The 21,591-nt window shown below is 41.5% G+C and carries 22 protein-coding genes and 1 riboswitch; of the genes, 18 read left to right on the top strand and 4 right to left on the bottom strand.

Annotated elements, in window-relative coordinates; all coding sequences use genetic code 11:
• Positions 1-23: 23 nt before the first annotated feature.
• Entirely contained in the window at positions 24-854 is an 831-nt protein-coding gene (locus tag FBF75_RS16320; protein WP_052320361.1) for an EcsC family protein, read from the top strand.
• A 26-nt stretch (positions 855-880) separates the two neighbouring features.
• Here FBF75_RS16320 and FBF75_RS16325 read toward each other — a convergent pair whose 3' ends face one another.
• Positions 881-1,978 (bottom strand): TRAP transporter substrate-binding protein, encoded by a 1,098-nt coding sequence (locus FBF75_RS16325; RefSeq protein WP_035704200.1) that lies wholly within the window; start codon positions 1,976-1,978, stop codon positions 881-883.
• A 67-nt stretch (positions 1,979-2,045) separates the two neighbouring features.
• On the opposite strand from FBF75_RS16325, the gene FBF75_RS16330 reads away from it, so the two are divergent.
• From FBF75_RS16330 to FBF75_RS16365, 8 genes are all read left to right on the top strand, one after another.
• Positions 2,046-3,665, top strand: a complete 1,620-nt coding sequence (locus FBF75_RS16330) for an ATP-binding protein (protein ID WP_481746902.1) — start codon at positions 2,046-2,048, stop codon at positions 3,663-3,665.
• A complete protein-coding gene (locus FBF75_RS16335; protein ID WP_136944953.1) occupies positions 3,662-4,345 on the top strand; it encodes a response regulator in 684 nt (227 codons plus the stop codon). The genes FBF75_RS16330 and FBF75_RS16335 overlap by 4 nt, the downstream gene beginning before the upstream one ends.
• 124 nt (positions 4,346-4,469) lie before the next feature.
• A complete protein-coding gene (dctP, locus tag FBF75_RS16340) occupies positions 4,470-5,738 on the top strand; it encodes a C4-dicarboxylate transporter DctP (RefSeq protein ID WP_007496516.1) in 1,269 nt (422 codons plus the stop codon).
• 209 nt (positions 5,739-5,947) lie between these two features.
• On the top strand, positions 5,948-6,970 hold the full coding sequence (locus tag FBF75_RS16345; RefSeq protein ID WP_007496515.1) for an AI-2E family transporter: 1,023 nt from the start codon (positions 5,948-5,950) through the stop codon (positions 6,968-6,970).
• Between the two features lie 63 nt (positions 6,971-7,033).
• Positions 7,034-7,168, top strand: a riboswitch (cyclic di-AMP (ydaO/yuaA leader).
• Positions 7,169-7,245: 77 nt separating this feature from the next.
• Positions 7,246-8,487: a dicarboxylate/amino acid:cation symporter gene (locus FBF75_RS16350; protein ID WP_025206789.1), complete on the top strand. Its 1,242-nt coding sequence runs from the start codon at positions 7,246-7,248 to the stop codon at positions 8,485-8,487.
• Positions 8,488-8,613: 126 nt separating this feature from the next.
• Positions 8,614-9,540 carry an ABC transporter ATP-binding protein gene (locus FBF75_RS16355; protein WP_035390386.1) on the top strand — a complete coding sequence of 309 codons (927 nt, stop codon included), beginning with the start codon at positions 8,614-8,616 and terminating at the stop codon, positions 9,538-9,540.
• The gene (locus FBF75_RS16360) at positions 9,518-10,285 is read left to right on the top strand and encodes an ABC transporter permease (protein ID WP_136944954.1); all 768 of its coding nucleotides are present in this window, start codon (positions 9,518-9,520) and stop codon (positions 10,283-10,285) included. Before FBF75_RS16355 ends, FBF75_RS16360 begins: the two co-directional genes overlap by 23 nt.
• Before the next feature lie 117 nt (positions 10,286-10,402).
• Positions 10,403-10,738, top strand: coding sequence for a hypothetical protein (locus FBF75_RS16365; protein ID WP_017366657.1), 336 nt, complete (start codon positions 10,403-10,405; stop codon positions 10,736-10,738).
• 98 nt (positions 10,739-10,836) lie between these two features.
• Here the strand turns inward: FBF75_RS16365 and fbpB are convergent, their stop codons facing one another.
• Together fbpB and FBF75_RS16375 are read right to left on the bottom strand one after the other, a co-directional pair.
• A complete protein-coding gene (gene fbpB / locus FBF75_RS16370) occupies positions 10,837-10,986 on the bottom strand; it encodes a Fur-regulated basic protein FbpB (RefSeq protein WP_017366658.1) in 150 nt (49 codons plus the stop codon).
• 339 nt (positions 10,987-11,325) lie between these two features.
• Positions 11,326-11,646, bottom strand: a complete 321-nt coding sequence (locus FBF75_RS16375; protein ID WP_008346934.1) for a thioredoxin family protein — start codon at positions 11,644-11,646, stop codon at positions 11,326-11,328.
• Between the two features lie 184 nt (positions 11,647-11,830).
• On the opposite strand from FBF75_RS16375, the gene FBF75_RS16380 reads away from it, so the two are divergent.
• The 7 genes from FBF75_RS16380 (at position 11,831) to FBF75_RS16410 (ending at position 19,276) form a co-directional block, all read left to right on the top strand.
• A complete protein-coding gene (locus FBF75_RS16380) occupies positions 11,831-12,913 on the top strand; it encodes a D-alanine--D-alanine ligase (protein ID WP_007496503.1) in 1,083 nt (360 codons plus the stop codon).
• Positions 12,914-12,994: 81 nt separating this feature from the next.
• On the top strand, positions 12,995-14,359 hold the full coding sequence (locus FBF75_RS16385) for a UDP-N-acetylmuramoyl-tripeptide--D-alanyl-D-alanine ligase (RefSeq protein ID WP_048001255.1): 1,365 nt from the start codon (positions 12,995-12,997) through the stop codon (positions 14,357-14,359).
• A 26-nt stretch (positions 14,360-14,385) separates the two neighbouring features.
• Positions 14,386-15,084, top strand: coding sequence for an alpha/beta hydrolase (locus tag FBF75_RS16390; RefSeq protein ID WP_017366660.1), 699 nt, complete (start codon positions 14,386-14,388; stop codon positions 15,082-15,084).
• 120 nt (positions 15,085-15,204) lie between these two features.
• Entirely contained in the window at positions 15,205-15,543 is a 339-nt protein-coding gene (locus tag FBF75_RS16395; protein WP_017366661.1) for an avidin-fold protein, read from the top strand.
• 166 nt (positions 15,544-15,709) lie between these two features.
• Positions 15,710-17,200 (top strand): degradosome RNA helicase CshA, encoded by a 1,491-nt coding sequence (gene cshA, locus FBF75_RS16400; protein WP_017358400.1) that lies wholly within the window; start codon positions 15,710-15,712, stop codon positions 17,198-17,200.
• A 110-nt stretch (positions 17,201-17,310) separates the two neighbouring features.
• Complete coding sequence (locus FBF75_RS16405; RefSeq protein ID WP_008346922.1) at positions 17,311-17,790, top strand: PH domain-containing protein; 480 nt, start codon at positions 17,311-17,313, stop codon at positions 17,788-17,790.
• Positions 17,780-19,276 (top strand): PH domain-containing protein, encoded by a 1,497-nt coding sequence (locus tag FBF75_RS16410; RefSeq protein WP_136944955.1) that lies wholly within the window; start codon positions 17,780-17,782, stop codon positions 19,274-19,276. Before FBF75_RS16405 ends, FBF75_RS16410 begins: the two co-directional genes overlap by 11 nt.
• Positions 19,277-19,331: 55 nt before the next feature.
• Here FBF75_RS16410 and FBF75_RS16415 read toward each other — a convergent pair whose 3' ends face one another.
• Positions 19,332-19,937, bottom strand: coding sequence for a rhomboid family intramembrane serine protease (locus tag FBF75_RS16415; protein WP_136944956.1), 606 nt, complete (start codon positions 19,935-19,937; stop codon positions 19,332-19,334).
• 94 nt (positions 19,938-20,031) lie between these two features.
• Here FBF75_RS16415 and acpS point away from each other — a divergent pair, with 94 nt between their 5' ends.
• Positions 20,032-20,397, top strand: coding sequence for a holo-ACP synthase (gene acpS, locus FBF75_RS16420; RefSeq protein WP_136944957.1), 366 nt, complete (start codon positions 20,032-20,034; stop codon positions 20,395-20,397).
• Between the two features lie 160 nt (positions 20,398-20,557).
• On the top strand, positions 20,558-21,574 hold the full coding sequence (locus FBF75_RS16425; protein ID WP_007496489.1) for an outer membrane lipoprotein-sorting protein: 1,017 nt from the start codon (positions 20,558-20,560) through the stop codon (positions 21,572-21,574).
• Positions 21,575-21,591: the final 17 nt, after the last annotated feature.

Below are 21,591 nucleotides of genomic sequence, written 5' to 3' on the forward strand. Positions count from 1 at the left end.
CGGCATCTAAGGAGGCAAATGGCATGGAGGAAAGAGAGTGGCTAAAAGCACAATTAAAAGAGATTGAAAAGTGGGAGAAAGACCAGCAAAAGGTATGGTTTTGGGAGAAACTCAGCCGGCTTCCATTTCAAATGCTGGACAAGCTGACCCCTGCCTTTATTCAAAAGAAAATCGGTGTGTTATTAGATGAGATGGGGCACTACATTCAATCAGGCGGTGTCTATTTGACGTCAGAGAAAGGCATTATTCATCAATTTCAAAAGAAATGTGCCGATGAATCGATTTCGCGTATTGAAGATATTGAGGCGGCTCCGATCGAGGTCATGGATGCCATTAGTGATCAGATGGGGAAAAACCGAACAAACCTCGCCACTGTGCAAGGTGCGACGACAGGTGTCGGAGGTATGTTTACATTAGCGGCAGATATTCCGGCTGTCCTCGGTCTCTCTTTAAAAACATTACAGGATATCGCCGTCACCTATGGCTATGATCCGAAAAATAAAGAAGAACGAGTCTTTATCATTAAATGTTTACAGTTGAATTCTGCTGACGTTGTTGGGAAAAAATCAATATTAAAAGAGCTGAAGAGCTATCATGCATCAGAAGGGAAGCACGAAAACATGATCTCTCAAATTCAAGGATGGCGTGAGGTCGTATATAACTACCGTGATTCGTTTGGTTGGAAGAAGCTGTTTCAACTTGTTCCAATTGCGGGGATTTTGTTTGGTGCAGCGTCCAACCGCTCACAGTTAAAAGGAATAGCTGAAACAGGCATCATGCAATATCGAAAGCGCAGAATATTATCAAGATTAGAGGAGCTTGCTCAGCAAGAACAGCGTGACTCCGGCGCATAAAAAAATCCCTTTCTCGAAGGGATTTTTTATTTGGTCTCAGCATCTTCTTCAAACGCTTGAATCGGAGAATATTCATAGCGTGCCCGGAGCTCGCGGATTTGTTTGATCAAGGTGGAACCGATGATCCTTTCTGCTTCATCATAGAGCGGATCAAGAGCCTTCATCCATTTTTGCCGCTCTGCTGGTGTTAATTCGTGTATGGCAATTGGAGATTCGCGTTTAATTTCCTCCAGCTGATCCTTGTTCATTTGTTCGGCATGTTTTTCGTTCCATGCCGTTGTTTCTTCCATCGCTTCGAGTAAAATTCGCTTCGTCTCAGGTGTTTGACGATCAAAAAAGGATTGATCTGTTAAGACGACATACCCTAAATACCCGTGATTACTGATCGTCATATAGTCTTGTATATGATAGAATTTTTTTGAATAAATATTTGAAATTGTATTTTCTTCACCGTCTACTTTTTTTGTTTCTAGCAGCTGAAACGTTGAATTAAACGATTCCTGATAGGGTTTTGCGCCAAGAAGCTTGAATTGTTTTTCAATCATGTCACTTTGCATAATACGGAGAGATTGCTTTTTTAAATCACTAGGCTGCTTGATTGGGCCTTTATTCGAAGTGATTTGCTTAAAGCCATTTGTCCAGTAGGCCATTCCCTTTAGTCCGTCTTTTTGCAGTGTGCCGAACAGTCTCTGTCCAATCGCACCATGTAACCCATCTTGGACAGCATCGTAGTTAGAAAAGGCAAAGGGCAGATCAAGTGCCAGCCATTCAGGGGACAGCATGCCGAGCTTTGACGTAGACGGAGCAATAAATTGAACTTGATTCTCTTTTAGTGCATTAATTTCTTCGATATCAGAATAAAGACTCCCGTTTGAAAAGATTTGAATGCTGATCCTGCCATCGGATTTTTCGTGAACAAGCTCAGCAAATTTCTTTGCAGCCAGCCCTTTTGGGGTATTATCTGCGACAACATGGCTGAATTTGAACACAAGCTGATCCTTCAGCCCTGTCTGTTCATCGTCGAAGGTCGTCGCTGATTTAGGCATCATATGATAAAAGCCAAAGTATAAAGCGGTTACAAAACCGATGATGAGCAATAGCGTATAGGCGAGTAAATTCTTCATGCGTCAGATCCCCCTTATGTCAAGGATACTTGACAGAGGAAGAATTCGTAAAGATACAGGTGAAAAAATGATGAGAAATCGACTGAAATTACAACAATTATCTATTAGATGGAAGCTCACCATCCTCACATATTTCGTTGTCATTTTTGCCCTTTTAATCGGAGGAATTGTTCTGGTCGGGGGAATTCAGCAAACAGAGGAACGAGAACTGCGAAAAAGGCTCATGAACACGGCAAGAACAGTAGCTGAGATGAATGAGGTAAAGCAGGCATTGGATGATCAGACAAAGGAGCGTGCGCGTTTGCAGCATGCCATCGAAGAGATTCGGATTATCCAAGATGCTGACTACATTGTTGTCATGGATATGGATCACGTGCGATTGACACATCCAGTGAAAACAAGGATTGGCCAGCGCTCTGAGGGGACAGATGAAGAACCTGCCTTTGCAGAGCATATCTATTTCTCAGAAGCACAGGGAGAGCTTGGCACAGCCATTAGAGCTTTTTATCCAGTAAAAGATGAAAAATTTAACCAAACAGGGGTTGTACTAGTCGGAAGAACATTGCCGAGTATGGCAGATATATTAGGAGAAATGAAGCAGGATATCCTCATGATCCTTCTGCTCACACTCAGCTTCGGGCTTGTCGGTTCATTTTTGCTCGCCCGTCATATTAAACAGCAAATGTTTAAGCTGGAGCCGCATGAGATTGTCAGAATGCTAGAGGAACGCACCGCTACCTTTCATTCCATTAATGAAGGGGTCATTGCCATTGATAACCAGCACATGATCACCATTTTTAATGAAAAAGCAAAGCAAATTTTCAGTGTGACAGGTGATGTAGTGGGCCGAAATATTTGGGATGTGCTGTCAGATACAAGGCTTCCAGAAATCATTGCCCGCGCAGAACCCGTCTACAATGAAGAAATTCATATGAGCGGAAAGCGGATCATGAGCAGCCGAATTCCAATTGTGATGAAAAAGAAAATCATCGGAGCGGTTGCGATTTTTCAGGACCGGACAGAGGCAGCCAAATTGGCGGAGGAATTAACCGGGGTGAAGAATTTCGTTGATGGCCTGCGGGTGCAAAATCATGAACATATGAATAAGCTTCATACAATTGCGGGTTTAATTCAGCTGGGGAAAGCCGATCAAGCACTCGATTTAGCGTTCCAAACGACCGAAGAACAGGAGCATGTGACGGACTTTCTCCACCGTGTGATACAGCATGATGCAGTTGCTGGTTTATTGATGAGCAAGATAAGAAGGGGCAAGGAGCTTGGAATCAAGGTTGAAGTAGATGAAAATAGCAGTCTGCGCGATTTCCCAGAGCGGCTGGATCAGCATGATATGACGAAGCTACTTGGCAACCTGATCGAGAACGCCTTTGCCGCGTATGATACTGTAGAAAGAGACACAAAACTCATTTCTATTAGTATTGATCAAACAGAGGATGTCCTCGCGATCTTAATTGAAGATTATGGATCTGGAATAGAAGAGGACATGATTCCTCATATTTTCGACAAAGGCTTTACTCACGGTAAAGAAGGCGGAACAGGCTACGGGCTGTATATTGTAAAAACGATTATCGACAAAGGAATGGGAAATGTAGAAGTCACATCAAGCATCGGCATTGGTACCACCTTCTCAATCGAATTCCCAATGACAATAGAGGAGAGAGACAGATGACTCAGATTAAGGTGCTATTAATTGAAGATGACCCGATGGTGCAAGAAGTCAATAAAGAGTTCATTAAGAGTGTCCCTGGCTTTCAAGTTGCGGCTGTAGCAGGAAATGGCGAGCAGGGCATCCAGCTGATCAAAGACATTCGCCCAGATCTTGTGGTGCTCGATGTGTATATGCCTAAAAAAGATGGCGTCAAAACACTGCAAGACATCAGAAAGCAAAAGATGCAGGTGGATGTGATTGTGATTTCGGCAGCAAAGGACAAAGAGACGATCGGCACCATGCTTCAAAATGGTGCCCGAGATTATATCATTAAGCCATTTAAGTTTGAACGGATGAAAGAATCTCTTGAAAGCTATAAAGCGTTCAAATCAAAAATTCGTACCGCAGCAGAATTTTCTCAAGAGATGCTCGATGATATCATACGAAAGCCTGCAGTTAAGCAGGAAGAGACATGGCTTCCTAAGGGGCTGAATGTGCATACGATGAATGAAATTAAAGCCTACATGGGTCTGCAAGAAGGAGCGCAGTCTGCAGAGGAAGTTGCCAATGCACTTGGGATTGCACGTGTCACAGCACGCCGTTATTTAGACTTCCTTGTAAAAGAAGGCGAGCTGAAATTAGATATGCAATATGGCGGGGTCGGACGCCCTGTGAACAAATATATCGTACATTCTGACTAAGAGACCAAAAAGACCAAAATGTACGATATGTCCATAAGCTTCACAGCCTATGATGAAATCGCTATCATTTACCTACAGATAACAGTTAAGCGTTTACATCAAAGGGTGAGGGAGTTGATTTTTTATGAAGAGGCTATTGAAGAACCTGACATTTCAGGTCATTGCAGCTGTCATTATCGGGATTATTGTTGGGATGGTTTGGCCAAACGTCGGGAAAGAAATGAAGCCGCTTGGTGACACATTTATTAATGCAGTGAAAATGGTCATTGCACCCATTATTTTCTTAACCATTGTTCTTGGAATTGCCAAGATGGGGGACATGAAAAAGGTTGGAAAAGTTGGGGGAAAAGCTTTTATCTATTTTGAAGTTGTGACGACGCTTGCGCTTGTCATCGGACTGTTTGTGGTCAATATCATGAAGCCGGGAGCGGGTCTTGACTATAGTAAGCTTGAAAAAGGGGATGTCTCGCAATATACCCAAAATGGGGGACAGGGTATCGACTGGATGGAGTTTGTCACACACATTGTGCCATCTAACATGGTAGATGCCTTTGCAAAGGGAGATATTTTACAGGTCTTATTCTTCTCTATTTTATTCGGTGTTGCGCTCGCTGCACTTGGCGAGAAGGGGAAAGGCATCATCGAATGGCTTGATAAACTGTCGCTTGTCTTCTTTAAAATCATTGGTTACATTATGCGTGCCGCGCCATTAGGGGCATTTGGAGCAATGGCTTATACAATCGGACACTTCGGTTTAGCTTCAATTAAACCACTGGCTAGTCTGATGCTTTCCGTTTATATGACGATGTTCCTGTTTATTTTCGTCGTGCTGAACATCATTTGTAAAATGTATGGCTTCAGCCTGTTCGGTTATCTCCGTTTTATCAAAGATGAAATTTTAATTGTTCTTGGCACAAGTTCTTCAGAATCTGTCCTGCCAAGAATGATGGATAAAATGGAACGCTACGGGTGCTCTAAGTCAGTCGTTGGACTTGTCATTCCGACAGGCTATTCCTTTAATTTAGATGGAACTTCAATCTACTTGTCCATGGCCGTGGTCTTCTTAGCGCAAGTGTTTGGGGTGGACCTATCCATCGGACAGCAAATCACGATTATCCTTGTTCTGATGCTCACATCAAAAGGAGCAGCTGGAGTCACAGGAAGCGGATTTATCGTGCTAGCTTCTACACTTGCTGCACTTCAGGTTATCCCGCTAGAAGGTCTTGCACTGCTATTAGGGGTCGACCGTTTCATGAGTGAAGGAAGAGCGATTACGAACCTGATTGGAAATGGAATTGCTACTATTGTTGTAGCGAAAAGTGAAGGGGAATTTGACGAAGCGAAGAGTAAAACAGCGCTACAGGAAATGCGAAATATCAAGCAGGCTGTTTAGTATAAAAACATCCAAAAACCGAAACCTTATGTTCTACATGGGGTTCGGTTTTTTCTTGTGTAAAAAAGAAAAAACATAAAAGCTTGATAAATTTAGGACGAATCGTAAGACCTCATTGACCTTTTGTTATATAATTTACAGAAAGATCCGATATAATGAATATGAGATCCAATGAAAAATAGACTTTAGTCCTGGCAGGTGTGTAACGTATGGCGGCATTTTTTAAATTGTTCGAAAAACCTGGTGTCAAGAGGTTTTCAGTATTTGTAGTATTAGCCACAGCATTATATCTATTAAGAGGAATGATGAATTTAATTCTCCTGACCTTCATTTTCACCTTTTTAATGAACCGGTTAGAAGAGGTCATAAGAGGCTTTTTAAATCGCTTCCTGAAAATAGGACAGAAATCAGTCATCACCATTTTGTACATCCTTCTAGCTGGTGGATTGACGTTTGGCGGCTTTGTGTTTGTGCCCATCATCGCTAAACAGGTGGAACAGTTATTTCATTTAGGGAAAAAGATTGCAGATCATCCACAAGATTTACCCTTCTTTGACGTCGTCACCAATGTGTTCGGAGATTTCAAAATATCTTCTTTCTTCGAGAAAGGGTTTAATTTCCTCTATACATACTTAACAGATTTCAGCACGTTCAGTATCCAGGTCATTATGTCCTTAATATTAAGCATGTTCTTCCTGTTCGAAAAGGAACGCCTCATTCAATTCATGAATAAGTTCAAAACGAGTAAAATCTCCGTGTTCTATCATGAAATTGCCTTCTTTGGACGTAAGTTTTCCAGAACATTTGGTAAGGTACTTGAAGCACAGTTCATCATTGCAACAGTTAACTGTGTCTTAACGACAATTGCGCTTGGCATTATGGGCTTCCCACAATTATTTGGATTAGCGGTCATGGTCTTCTTGTTAGGTTTAATTCCGGTAGCGGGTGTGGTCATCTCCCTCGTTCCACTCAGCATCATTGCGTATACACTTGGAGGCGGAATGTACGTCCTATATATTGTGCTGGTGATCGTGATCATCCATGCCATTGAAGCCTACTTCTTAAATCCGAAGCTCATGTCAGCTAAAACAGAGCTCCCTATTTTCTTCACGTTTATTGTCCTGATCTTCTCTGAACACTATATTGGCATTTGGGGACTGATTATCGGCATCCCAATCTTTGTGTTTATCTTAGATATCTTGGAGGTCACGAATAAGGAAGAAAGTAATTAAAAAGTTCATATGAACCTGTTTACAATTTTCTAAAAATAAGGTATAAATAGTATGAAAATATCATATTACCACACGCTTAATCCTTCTAAAGGAATGGGGGACCCAAGTTTTTGGGGTGAATTTTTCTTATTTTAAGAAAAAAGGACATCTCTTCGTCCTAACCCGTCAGCTAACCTCATCAGCGTGAAGAGAGTAGACAGTGGTACACGTATGGACACGCAGGCCCACGAGAAGACTCTCTCGTGGGCCTTTTTGACGAGGAAGGGGAGATTTTATTGAAGCTTGCGACGAAAATTATTATTGCTTTAATTGTAGGTGCAATCACAGGACTACTGCTCAACATTTTTGCTCCAAATGTATTCAAAGTGTTAGACCCTTATCTATTTACACCTCTAGGTCAAATCTTCTTAAACCTGATTAAAATGTTAGTTGTACCGATTGTCTTCTTTTCGATCACACTTGGTGTAGCAGGCCTTGGCGATCCGAAAAAACTTGGCAGAATCGGCGTAAAAACCATTACTTACTTTCTACTCACTACAACTTTTGCCATCATTATTGGCATCTCATTGGCCTTACTTATTAAGCCAGGCGCATTTGGCAATTTTGATACGAAAGCGGCAGAATATTCCGCTGAGGAAGCCCCATCAATGGCAGATACACTACTCAATATTATTCCAACCAATCCAGTCCAATCTCTAGTTGAAGGAAATATGCTTCAAATTATCGTCTTCTGTGTATTTTTAGGTCTTGGCATTGCCTTGCTCGGTAAAAAAACAGAAGGTTTGCTGAAGCTGTTTGAACAAGGAAATGAATTAATGATGTATCTTGTCGGTGTTGTGATGAAATTCGCACCGTACGGGACATTCGGTTTGATCGCAACGGCAATTGGCAGTCAGGGGCTCGATGCCATGAAAGCGATGGGACTTTACTTCTCAGTCGTCTTAATTGCGCTGATCTTGCATTTCTTCCTGACCTATGGGTCAACCGTTGCCCTATTAGCTAAACGAAATCCAATGGCATTCTTCAAAGGATTTTCTCCAGCGATGGTTGTGGCATTTAGTACATCAAGCAGTAACGCAGTACTGCCAGTATCAATGGAAACAGCTCAAAAGCGTTTGAAGGTGCCAGAACCTATTTCAAGCTTTGTGCAGCCGCTAGGTGCGACCATTAATATGGATGGTACAGCGATCATGCAAGGGGTTGCGACTATTTTTATCGCACAAGTGTATGGAGTTGAATTAACCCTTGTTCAAATGCTGACAGTTGTCTTAACGGCAGTACTAGCAAGTATTGGCACAGCAGGTGTCCCAGGGGTAGGGCTCATCATGCTAGCCATGGTTTTAAATTCCGTGAATCTTCCTGTTGAGGGCATTGCGCTGATCCTTGGCATAGACCGCTTATTAGACATGGCAAGAACCGTGGTCAATATTACAGGTGACGCAGCATGTGCGGTGATTGTTTCTGAAACCGAAAAGAAACATGAGAAGGAAGCACCAACACCTAATTTATCACTTTAACAACAAGAAGGGCTGACTGGATCAGCCCTTTTTTTCGTGGAACGGCTTGTCTAGCGTGATATACTTTTTACAGGATGAGCGGCCGTAACTGCCGCCATAGGTTTTACATTAGAAGGAGGAACCACTTTGCAGTCTGCTGTTTTACACATAGAGAACGTCGATAAACAAATTGGCCGGCATCAAATTTTGCAACATATTTCGATGGACATTAGGCAAGGGGAAATTGTCGGTTTACTTGGACCAAATGGGTCTGGAAAAACGACCTTGATTCGATTGATCGTTGGCTTGATGAAAAAAAACAACGGCCGGATCATCATAAATGGATATTCTCAAGATGATGATCATCAAAAGGCGATGTCATCTGTTGGGGCGATCATAGAAAATCCGGAATTTTATTCATATTTAACAGGTTTTGAAAACCTTGAGCTGTATGCGTCTATGCATGATGGAGTTTCAGAAGAGCGCATTCTTGAAGTGGTAAAAAGAGTTCGTCTGGAGCACGCCATTCACCAGAAGGTCAAAACGTATTCACTAGGGATGAAACAAAGGCTCGGGATTGCACAAGCCATTTTGCATAAGCCCAATCTGCTCATTTTAGATGAACCAACAAATGGGCTTGATCCCGCAGGAATGAAGGAGTTTCGAGAGCACTTGCAAATGCTTGTACAAGAAGAAGGTGTCTCTGTGTTATTTGCTACACATCTTTTGCATGAAGTAGAAGAGCTTTGTGACCGCATGATCATCATCCAAAAAGGACAAATCAAAGCCAATACAAACCTTCGAGACATGGAAGGAAAAGAGCAGGTGTTGATGAATATTCAGCCAGTAGAAAAGGCAGTTTCATGGCTAGATACGCAAGGATATACATATGAACAAAGGGATCAGCATGTGCTGGTTCAACTGAATAAAGACCGTGTGCCGGAGCTGAATAAACAGCTTGTCTTAGCAGAATTTGATGTACTTGAAATGACGCCTCAAAAACAATCAATTGAAGAGGCCTTTATGAAATGGACGGAAGGCGGGACGGCAGATGCTTCAACTCATCAAGAATGAACATAAAAAAATCACGAGACAAAAGATCACATTCATTGCACTTGGACTGATTGTTGTCTTTCAATTGACGATGGCTCTAGCATTGAAACGAGTCATTTCCGGGCTTGGCGGGCAAGATACAGTCGCAAACTATTTTGCTTATTCCACGAATGTTGTGTTTATTTTACAAGTGTTCGCTGTCGTGATTGGCGCCACATTGATCTCAACAGAGTTTCAAAAAAGAACCATCAAGTTCTTGTTGATTCGGCCAAAGACAAGGCTTCATATTTTCTTGGCAAAATACATCACTCTTGTGCTGATGGTCCTTTACCTGTTTGTTTTTTATTATGTGTTCGCTTTTCTTTTTGGCCTTATTTTCTTTGGTACTGATTTTGATGAAAGCACTGGGCGATTATTTCTGCACACATTTGCTGTGATTGGATCACAGTGGGTGGAAGTAGTCATGATGGCAAGCTTTGCTTTTCTGTGCTCAAGTTTGTTTAGAAACAGTCTGATTGCACTTGTGACTTCATTTTTCGTCTTATACGCAGCGAAATCATTAGTGTCGATCATGTCTCTGTTAGAAAATCAGTGGGGGAAGATTCTACTTTTCGCTAATACGGACTTCACACAATACAGTTTTCAAGGTCCGCCGCTCTTTCAGGGCATGAGCCCTCTGTTTTCGCTATTCATTGTAGGGGTGCATTTTGTTTTCTTTGTTGGTGCTGCTTGGCTCCTTTTTTGGAAGCGTGATGTAAATGTGTAAAAATTGTGTCAAATAACAAGAAAAATTCGTGACATCTTTGTGAAAACGAGTCTGTATTTCACGATAACCGGCTGATTTTGTCTTATAATAAGACAGAGTCATGGAGGTGGCACTATCGTGAAAAATTTTATTACGGCTTTACCTATTTTGTTGCTGTTGTCGTTTTCGTTTGTGTCTTTTGCCTTCCAGTTTGATCATCTTGTTTATTTCAGACTAGCGCTAGGGATCTTTTCATTAGCGGGTCTTTTCTTTCTGTATACACTTAAAAGAAACATGAAATGGTTCATGGTCTATTTATATGCGAGCTGGATCGTTCTTGCTGCCGTTACGACATTTGAAGAACCCGTGTTTTCACAATTCTTCTTCGGTGGTTTAACGATGACAATGGGTTATCTAACATATATGCTCATCTATTTAGGAATGAAACAAGACCGTGTAGCGAAATCACATTAAAACAAAAGCCGATAAAATCGAAGAATAGATTTTATCGGCTTTTTCTTTTCTTCAGGCAAATAAAAAAGCAGCCATCTATTTGACTGCTCTTCTTGTGTTTATGATTCACGTCCAGCAGCGGCAAGCTGCTTTTGGTGCTTTTTGTCGATGGTTGCGTATATACTTTCCATCATCTTAGGGTCTCGCATGATCGCTTCCTTGTTTTCTTCAATCAATTGCTGATACGTTTTGATTTTCTTCTTAGACATGTAACTCAACGCTCCTTTGGTAGAATGGACTCTATAAGATTTCACACAGATGAAATTGATAATCATTTTCAATTAGCAACTCCATTATACAAAGCAGAATGTCATAAGTAAAGATTCAATTCAGAAAATTCACGTAACCGACATATTCCCATCCATATCGACGATGAATTCTTTCCCAGGAAATAATCCGCTGTCAAACCTTGTCATGAAATCAGATCAAACATTCCTGCCGATGTTGAAACATTTTAGCCGCACATCTCGTCTTATGAAGAGATTTGATTTAAAAGGATATAAAAAAAGACACCAGCATGAGTTGGCTGATGTCTCCATTCAAATGAGTTATGAAACGTGTTCTTGAAGAAACTCCGTTACTTCTTCAGGTGATTTAGCGTTGGCACTGTGTAAATGACCTGTTTTTTCGCCATTTTTGAAAATTAACAGGCTAGGAATTCCCATGACCTGATACGTTTCCGCTAACTCAGGAAAGTCGTCTTTGTTTATTTCAAACCATTCATTCTGAGCATAAGCCTCTAAAATGTCTGGAATGAACATGTCCATTCTAGTGCAATCAGGGCACCATGTCGCAAAGAATTTAACGATGACCTCTTTGTCTGATTGAATGATTTCGTTGAATTGTTCAGTGCTTGTAATTTTTTTCAATTTGTCACAACTCCTTTTCAATGTCATTTTAATATAAAATAAAGGCGAATGACATACAAATGCTCGGGGGGCGCTTACAACCTTTACAAATCATTTCAATTCCGTAACAACAAAAATTAATTAGAGCATTTTTGCTTGAAAGTGATAAGATAGTAAAGATGAATTTTAGTGGGGGGAGTATCCATTGAAAATAAGTTTAGGATTGGTTTACGGCGGAAAGTCAGCCGAACATAATGTATCACTGCAAACAGCCCTTGCAGTTACAAAAGCACTTAACACTGAGAAGTTCGATATACATCCAATTTATATTACAGAAGAGGGCGAATGGCTAAGAGGAGAAAAACTCACTGAACCAGTATCAAACGTCAAAATGCTTCAATTTGAACAAAATGCAAAGACGTTTTTACCAACTTCTTTAAATGAAAGCATGTTTCCACAGCCTGCAGCAGCTGATGAAAAGATTGATGTTGTCTTTCCATTGCTACATGGGCCAAATGGTGAAGATGGGACCATGCAAGGGTTACTTGAACTATTGAATATCCCGTATGTTGGTAACGGCGTTCTCGCGTCTGCTGCGGGTATGGATAAAGTCATGATGAAAGATGTGTTTGCTCAAGCTGGACTTGCGCAGGCAAAGCACCTTTCCTTCAATAAAAAGGATTATGAGAAAGCCATATCAGACAGTCTAGAACAGGTAGAAGCAGTTCTCGGGTATCCTTGTTTTGTGAAACCTGCCAACATGGGATCAAGTGTCGGAATTAGTAAATGCCGCAGCAAAGAAGAGCTGCAAACAGCATTTGATTTGGCTTTCCAATATGATCGTCGTGTTGTTGTGGAAGAAGGCGTTGTAGGACGAGAAATTGAAATTGGTGTATTAGGAAATGACGAGCCGAAATGCTCAGTTGTTGGTGAAATTGCACCTAAAACAGATTTTTATGACTACAAAGCAAAATATGAAGATGGCGATACAGATTTGATCATTCCTGCGAGTGTGTCAGAGGAAGAGTACAAGACGATTCATGATATGGCGATTAAGGCATTTAAAGCCATTGATGGATCTGGCCTCGTACGTGCAGATTTCTTCCTAACAGAAGAAGGCGAAGTGCTGATCAATGAAGTGAATACAATGCCAGGGTTCACACCTTTTAGTATGTTCCCGCTGCTTTGGAAACATACTGGTGTAGAGTATCCTGAGCTGATTGAGAAGCTGGTGTCACTTGCAATTGAGCGCCATCAAGAAAAACAAACCATTAAAACCACTTTTTAATGTAAGAAGCAAGCAGACACTATCCTACAGGTAGTGTCTCTTTTCCTTCAAACGTGAAATGAGAAAGAGAGGCGAAAAAACATGATCAAACGTACAGTGAAACAAGTCGCCCAAATGGCTGGTGGCACATTATCGAATGAAGCTTTTGGCGAAGAACAGATACACGGAGTGACAACAGATACACGAAAAGTATCAAAAGGCGCACTATTTATCCCGCTTATCGGGGAACATTTTAACGGTCACACTTTTGCTTCAAAAGCAGTGGAGCTTGGAGCGGCAGCGGTTCTTTGGAATGAAACAGAAGCGAACCCACCATCCGGTGTACCTGTCATTCTTGTAGAGGATACTCTGACAGCACTCCAACAGCTTGCGAAATCATACTTAAAAGAGGAAAACCCTCGAGTTGTCGGTATTACTGGAAGTAATGGCAAAACAACGACGAAAGACATGATCCATTCTGTCCTACAAACGACATACAGAGTCCATAAAACAGATGGCAACTTTAATAATCATATTGGACTTCCACTGACCATCCTTGCAATGCCAGAAGGAACAGAGATTGCTGTATTAGAGATGGGCATGAGTGCAAAAGGAGAAATCGAATTTTTATCTAATCTCGCTGAACCTGATGCAGCTGTCATCACCAATATTGGAGAATCTCATATGCAGGATCTAGGATCAAGAGAAGCCATTGCAGATGCAAAATGTGAGATCACAAAAGGGTTAAAAGAGGATGGGACTTTTTATTATTTAGGAGACGAGCCTTTACTCCGCCAAAGAGCAAATGCCCTTGCACGTAGCGTAAAAACATTTGGGGAATCAGAGGACTGTGATATCAAGGTGATTCACATCCACCAACTCGCTGAAGGCACTGAATTTCAAGTGGAGGGATATGCTCAAGGGTTTCTCATTCCTGTATTAGGGAAACACAATGTAAAGAATGCTCTTGCAGCTATTGCAATCGGCCAGCATTTCGGTCTGAATGAAAGGCAAATTGCCCAAGGGCTAATGCAAACGAAATTGACAGGCATGCGTTTAGAACTGTTTAAAACAGATAAGGGCATCACGGTTATCAACGATGCGTATAATGCGAGTCCTACGTCGATGAAGGCAGCGATTGATCTTGTAGGAGATATGGATGGCTTTGCTAACCGCATTCTCGTTCTCGGAGATATGCTGGAGATGGGCAGTGAAGAAGAAACCTATCATTTTGAAGTAGGGGAGTACATCAAGCCTGAGTTTATTGATCATGTTTTAACGTTTGGCCGTCTTGGCGCATTCATTGCTGAAGGAGCAAAGAAAGCATTTGGAGACGACCGTGTATCTTCTTATATGGACAAAGAAGAACTGAAGAAAAAACTAGCGGATGTGGCAGGACCTGACGATGTCGTTCTTGTCAAAGCTTCCCGTGGCATGAGATTGGAAGACGTGATTACTGCACTATAAATCAGATCGGCAAAGAAGGTGACAGGGTGATTGGCTGTCTATGTATACACGGTTTTACTGGTGCCCCGTATGAAGTAGAGCCGCTTGCGGAATATTTAAAGCAGACAACAGATTGGACGGTACAATCTGTCACGCTTCCGGGGCATGGGGAGGAACTTCAGCTCAAAGGCATTCTCTATCAGGAGTGGATTGCCACCGCTGAATTAGAACTCTTATCCCTTTACCGAACATGTGACACCATTTATTTGGTCGGCTTTTCTATGGGCGGGATGATTGCCTCATATTTAGCAGCGAAGTATCCAGTGGCCCGTCTTGTTCTGTTAAGTGCTGCTGCTAAATATGTTAACCCAAAACAAATGATTCAAGACACAAGGCAGATGGTGAAGGAATCCTTGTCTGGTTTGATTGATACGAACCCATTGTATGATCGATATCGTCATAAGCTGAAGAGTACACCGCTATCAGCTGCTGTAGAATTTATGAAATTGGTGAAGCAAACGAAAGGTTCTCTTGAAAAGCTTCATCTACCTGTCTTGATCGTTCAAGGTGAAAGCGATGGGATCGTCCCCGCTTCTAGTGCAGAATTCATTTATCATAAAATCCCGTCCCGTCAGAAAGAAATGTTCTATTTACCGGATTGTAAACATCACGTTTGTCATGAGCCTTGTGCACAGCAATTGTTTGAGAAAGTCGAACAATTTCTAAAAAAACAATTTAATCTATAGAAAAGCTGAAATGTGGCTAAACTAATATAAATTGAATCCCACTTGTTAAAATTTGCATCATTTTTGTCGAATGAGTGACAGGCCTATGTTACAATAGGTAAGAAAAGGTGGTCGATTCGGTTGTTTCAATATGACGGAAAAACCTTTGTCCCGCAGTCTAATTCGAGCAATGGGGAAGTATCGGAAGGAACCATATTTCAATATCGTCAGGACGGGAATATTTTAACGGGCACATATCAAGGCGGCAGTATTCAATCTGGCGTACTTGTAGGAACTGTGAATAAAGACGGAGCACTTCATTTTAGATATCATCATGTAAGTAAGGATGGCAGCATGAGAAGCGGTTCATGTCATTCCACCCCTAAGCAGCTGGATAACGGGAAAATCCAACTGTTTGAAAAGTGGAAATGGATGGACGGAGATCAAAGTGAAGGTGAATCAGTCATTGTCGAGCAGTAGATATATCCATTTCTGTCTTGTTGAAAAACAAATAGTGTAATGGTAAGATATAATGTAGGGTAATTCGGGCTTTGTATATAATGGACCTGTCCTTTCATACAAAGGGCAGTTTTTAATGATCATTCACGAGATTACTGAAACAGCAATTAGAAGGAGTTTGAATAAATTGACTATAACGTTTCAAGATTTTCAATTAAGCGAAAGTCTCATGAAAGCTATTAACCGCATGGGATTTGAAGAAGCAACACCGATTCAAGCAGAAACGATTCCTCTCGGTCTTCAGAATAAAGATGTCATCGGACAAGCACAAACAGGAACAGGAAAAACTGCAGCATTTGGTATTCCTCTTGTAGAAAAAATCGATCCAGCGTCTCCTAACATCCAAGCGATCATCATTGCGCCAACAAGAGAATTAGCGATTCAAGTATCTGAAGAGCTATACAAAATCGGCCAAGACAAGCGTGCACGTGTACTTCCAATTTACGGTGGACAAGATATCGGCCGTCAAATCCGTTCGCTCAAGAAAAATCCTCATATCATTGTAGGAACTCCAGGACGTTTACTTGATCACATTAATCGTCGCACAATGCGTCTTCAAAATGTTGAAACAGTCGTGCTTGATGAAGCAGACGAAATGCTCAACATGGGTTTCATCGAAGACATTGAAGCGATCCTTTCAAATGTACCAAGTGAACACCAAACACTTTTATTCTCTGCGACAATGCCTGCACCAATTAAGCGTATTGCAGAGCGTTTCATGACAAACCCAGAACATGTAAAAGTAAAAGCGAAAGAAATGACTGTATCTAACATCCAGCAGTTCTACTTGGATATTCACGAGCGTAAGAAGTTCGATACATTGACTCGTCTTCTTGACATTCAATCACCAGAGCTTTCAATTGTTTTCGGCCGTACAAAGCGCCGCGTTGACGAATTGACTGAAGCATTAAACCTTAGAGGTTATACAGCTGAAGGAATTCATGGTGACTTGACTCAGGCGAAACGTATGGTTGCGCTTCGTAAATTTAAAGAAGGTTCAATCGATGTGCTTGTCGCAACAGACGTTGCAGCACGTGGACTTGATATCTCAGGTGTTACACATGTGTATAACTTCGACGTACCACAAGATCCAGAAAGCTATGTACACCGTATTGGACGTACAGGCCGTGCTGGACGTACAGGTATGGCGATGACATTCATCACACCACGTGAAAAAGATATGCTTCGTGCGATTGAGCAAACGACTAAGCGTAAAATGGATCGTATGAAAGAACCAACTCTAGACGAGGCAATTGAAGGACAACAACAAGTCACAGTTGACCGTCTACGCACAATCATTAGTGAAAACAACTTGAACTTCTACATGACAGCAGCTGCTGAATTGTTAGAAGATCATGATTCTGTTACAGTGGTTGCGGCTGCCATCAAAATGATGACAAAAGAGCCGGATGCAACGCCTGTTCGTTTGACAGATGAAGCACCAATGATTTCAAAACGCAATCGTAACAACCGCAGCTCTTCTAAACGCAGAGACGGCGGCGGTGGTGGCGGCTATCGCGGAAAAAGCCGTTCATCTTACGGTGATAAAAAGCGTTCTTCAAATGACCGCAATCGTTCTTCTAACGATCGTCGTCAAAAGAAATCTTATAACAACTAATTCAAAAGCGAATCCTTTGCAGGGTTCGCTTTTTTTAACAGTCCTAATGAAACTTTTTAGGCTTTCTTTCGTAATATATTGATAGAAAAGTAAGAGAATGGGGGAAGAATGTGAGAAAACAGCCGCAACGTCAAATCAGCTTAAATGGATTAAAAGTATGGCGTCTTCAAAATGGAATTATCTCATTGATTTTCTTATTCATCATCATTGGGGTATTTGTAGCTAGTTATTATTTTCAATGGCCATATTGGATTGGAGCCATCCTCATCGGTTTGTGGATTTTACAGGTCATCTTCGGAATCTGGCTCATACCGAAAATCCGCCATCACATCTGGCGCTATGAAGTATTTGAGAACGAAATTGAAATACAGCACGGATTGATTCGTGTCACACGTGTCATTGTGCCAATGGTACGTGTTCAGCATGTGGATACATCTCAAGGGCCGCTTTTAAGGCGCTACCGGTTGGCATCTGTTCAAATTTCTACGGCTGCGACAGTGCATGATATTCCGGCACTGGAATTAGAAGAGGCAGATGAGCTTCGCGATTACATATCTCGATTAGCAAGGGTGACGGAAGATGATGTCTGAACCAAAACGTGTACATCCAATCTCGATGTTCATTGATTTTATATCAGATGCCGTATCCATGATCAAAAACTTCATTATCCCTTTTTTCGTGCTTATTTTTGTGAACTCGAATTCAAGTATTCGTTTTTATGCGTTCATTATTCTTGGGGTGCTTCTTTTATGGAAAGCTGTTTCAACCGTTTTAGCATGGAGACGATTCACCTACCGAATGGAAGACGATGAATTTCGAGTAGAATCAGGTGTCATCACCAAAAAGAAAAAGTATATCTCGTTAGAACGAATTCAAACGGTGAATACAAGTGAAGGCATCTTCCAGCGTATTTTCGGTTTGGTTCGGGTGCAAATCGAAACGGCAGGCGGGACGGATGGACCTGAAGTGAGCCTGACGGCCATTACAAAAGCAGAAGCTGAACAATTAAAGCAATCGATTTTCAACCGGAAGAAAAGCTTGCAACAAGAAGAAATGAATGACGAAAATTTAGATCTCCCTGATCCTCTGACAGCGCAACAGCCTGTAGAAAAAGAAATCAGTGTTTCCTACCGAATGGGTATACCTGAGTTGCTTTTGGCTGCGACCACTTCAAGCGGAATCGGCGTCATTATTTCTGGGTGTCTCGCCATTTACACACAAATAGATGAAATTCTGCCTTTGGACGGATTCCTCAAACGGTTTTCTTTTTTAAGTCATGCGAGTGTTGAGATTTATGCGATTCTCATATTTATTGCCGTATTGATTGCTTGGATTCTTAGTGTTGGGGTAACAGCCCTTCAATATGCGAATTTTACCGCAAAACGAAAAGGGAAAGACATCATCATCACAAGAGGACTCATCGAAAGGCATCAAATGACCATTCCGCTTGCGAGAATTCAAGCAGTGAAAATCAAAGAAAATATTCTGCGTGAACCATTTGGTTTTGCGACGGTCATGCTTGTCAGCGCAGGAGGTTCCATTACAGAAAAAGAGACCTCTTCTGTCTTATTTCCACTCATACGGAAGAAAAAAATCAATGAATTGTTAACGCAATTTACAGATCAATATCAGCTGGCACCAGAAAGTGATTTGAAAAAAGTGCCGAAGCGTTCACTGAAACGTTATCTGATATCTTACGGATTTGTTCCATTACTTGTAGGTATAATCCTTTCTGTACGTTTTCCACCATGGGGGTATTTGGCGCTGATTCCATTACCATTTGCCTTGTTCTTTGGGTATTTAGCCTATAAACAATCAGGATATGTGATCAAAGATCAACTAATTCAATTAACGACAAGAGGTATCGGCAAGACCACCGGAATTGTTTTAAGAAAACGAATGCAAAACTATACGATGACCCAATCCTATTTTCAAAAGAAAGGGCGGGTGGCAAGTATTCACACCTTTGTGAAGTCCTCTGCCTTGCTTGATTCCTTTGGTGTGCATCACCTTGAAGAGGAAGATGCTGAACGTGTATGCGATTGGTATTCCTATGAAACGAATCAATCAACTTAAACAAAAAATGTCGATCAGCTCCCGTTAAACGGAGTGATCGACATTTTTTATGAGCTTAATAGCGTCGTTTTTTTGAATGGAAGAATAGAGTGATCGGTGCTAGGATCATGCCGCCTATCAATCCAAATAAGTGGGCCATGATGTTGATGTTCGAGTTGACGAACGTCATAATAACAGAGACGCCGAGAATCGTTAAGATCACCTGAGAATTACCACGGTCCATCATATGCGGTTTAAATAGGACAAGATAAAGATAGACGCCAAATAAACCAAATATCGCACCAGAAGCCCCGACATGTACGTACTCTAAAGGCTCCACCCAATAGGTTCCGAGATTGCCAATGAATCCAGCACCCAGATAAATCATAAGAAATCGAACCTTTCCAAGCAAATACTCAAGTGCTGGAGCGAATAGGAAGAGCGACATGGAATTGAACAGAATATGTGTCAGACTTCCGTGAAGAAAAATAGGCGTTAAAAGCCGCCACCATTCTCCTGCTGCAACACCATAATTAAAACCAACGAGATGGTCCTGCCCAAGCTGGATCATTGGAATAGGGATCGCAAATAAAAGCCATAGGCCGATTTGCAAAGCAAGGATCGCTGTTACGATTGGATACGATCTAATAAATTGTTGAAAGCTCTCCGTTCGAATAAACATAACAAACCCCTTTTGACTAGATAATGGTAAGTTTATAGTAACACGTTTATGAAGCGAACATCCAAATTAGTACGAGTATCATAGGAGGTACCTCATGATTAAAGGAATCGGTATGGATATTGTAGAGATCGGCCGGCTGTCACGAGTTCTTAGCAGGCAGCCCCGTTTACCAGAACGAATTTTGACTTTACATGAACAGGAAGTCTTTCACACACTAAGTGAAAAGAGACAGCTGGAGTTTCTGGCAGGGCGTTTTGCGGCGAAAGAAGCATTCGCAAAAGCATACGGTACGGGAATTGGTCAGTATATAAGCTTTCACGACATCGAGATACAAAAAGATGCGAACGGAAAACCCCTCATCAAAAGTGAGAAAACAAAAGAAGACTACGTTCATGTATCCATTACACACACAAAAGAATATGCTGCAGCACAAGTTTTAATTGAAAGGTTGTCAAGCTAGTCTGCATATTGTTTGTCCCCCCTTCATATATTGGGTAGTGCGATAAGGAAGGGCGAGTTGCTAACAGGCTTTGATGGTTCGCGGTACGCAGTTAACTCTTGAGGCGTACTGTTAAAGTCAAACAAGCGGTTTCTTCCTTTTAACACAATTAACGAAGGGGTTGAAAAGGGTGAGAAAAAGCTTTGTTTTGCTTGTAACGGGGATCCTTTTTGTATTGATTCTCTCCGCATGCGGTCAAAAATCTCAACAAGATATCGTTGGAGATTTAAACAAAAAGGCAGAGGAAATGACATCATACAAAGCCAAAGCAAAAATGACCATTGAGACAGGAAATGATCCGCAGGAATACCATGTGGAAATTTGGTACAAGAAGCCGGAGCTTTACCGTGTCTATTTAGAAAATCCGAAGAAGGATCAGAGTCAAGTCATTTTAAGAAATGGCAATGGTGTATTTGTGCTGACACCTTCATTAAACAAAAGCTTCCGCTTCCATAGTGATTGGCCGAACAACAGCAGTCAGGTGTATTTATTTGAATCACTTGTGAAAGACATTAAAAATGACAGTGCAGCTCAGTTCAAAGCAAAAGAGTCGAAGTACGTTTTTGAAACAAAAACCAACTATCAGCACAACCAAATGCTGCCGACCCAAGAGATTACCTTTCATAAAAAAACAATGGCGCCTGCCAGTGTGAAAGTACTGGACAGCGATAAAAAGCCAATGGTGAAAGTAGAATTCTCTCACTTTGAATTCAACAAATCCTTTGACAAAGACGCCTTTGATGAGAAGAAAAATATGACACTTTCTCAAATGGATGTTGCCACAAGTGCAGATCCATCTGACAGCTTTGCTGTGAAAACGCCTGTGGATATGCCAGAGGGCGTGAAGAAAATGGAAGAGAAAGAAATGACAACAGATGCTGGAAAGCGGTATGTGATGACGTATGGCGGAAAGAAATCCTTCACGCTCATTCAGGAAAAAGCGCGGGTAGCAGAAGCGTCTACGCCTGTGACGATGAACGGCGAGCCAGTCGATCTTGGCATGACAGTGGGTGTTCTGACAGACAAATCTCTTTCTTGGACATCTGATGGAGTTGACTACTTGATTTCTTCAAGTGATTTATCGAAAGAAGAACTCTTAATGGTCGCCAAAAGTGTAGAAGGACAGTCAGCGAAATAGGCGAGATTCTTAACATA

It is taken from the genome of Bacillus sp. S2(2019) (assembly GCF_005144805.1).
Taxonomy (GTDB): Bacteria; Bacillota; Bacilli; order Bacillales; family Bacillaceae; genus Bacillus; species Bacillus altitudinis.

Coding starts and splice junctions, on each gene's coding strand:
- FBF75_RS16320 (WP_052320361.1), top strand. CDS start 24: ATGGAGGAAAGAGAGTGGCTAAAAGCACAATTAAAAGAGATTGAAAAG.
- FBF75_RS16325 (WP_035704200.1), bottom strand. CDS start 1,978: ATGAAGAATTTACTCGCCTATACGCTATTGCTCATCATCGGTTTTGTA.
- FBF75_RS16330 (WP_481746902.1), top strand. CDS start 2,046: ATGATGAGAAATCGACTGAAATTACAACAATTATCTATTAGATGGAAG.
- FBF75_RS16335 (WP_136944953.1), top strand. CDS start 3,662: ATGACTCAGATTAAGGTGCTATTAATTGAAGATGACCCGATGGTGCAA.
- dctP (WP_007496516.1), top strand. CDS start 4,470: ATGAAGAGGCTATTGAAGAACCTGACATTTCAGGTCATTGCAGCTGTC.
- FBF75_RS16345 (WP_007496515.1), top strand. CDS start 5,948: ATGGCGGCATTTTTTAAATTGTTCGAAAAACCTGGTGTCAAGAGGTTT.
- FBF75_RS16360 (WP_136944954.1), top strand. CDS start 9,518: ATGCTTCAACTCATCAAGAATGAACATAAAAAAATCACGAGACAAAAG.
- fbpB (WP_017366658.1), bottom strand. CDS start 10,986: ATGTCTAAGAAGAAAATCAAAACGTATCAGCAATTGATTGAAGAAAAC.
- FBF75_RS16385 (WP_048001255.1), top strand. CDS start 12,995: ATGATCAAACGTACAGTGAAACAAGTCGCCCAAATGGCTGGTGGCACA.
- FBF75_RS16410 (WP_136944955.1), top strand. CDS start 17,780: ATGATGTCTGAACCAAAACGTGTACATCCAATCTCGATGTTCATTGAT.
- FBF75_RS16415 (WP_136944956.1), bottom strand. CDS start 19,937: ATGTTTATTCGAACGGAGAGCTTTCAACAATTTATTAGATCGTATCCA.
- acpS (WP_136944957.1), top strand. CDS start 20,032: ATGATTAAAGGAATCGGTATGGATATTGTAGAGATCGGCCGGCTGTCA.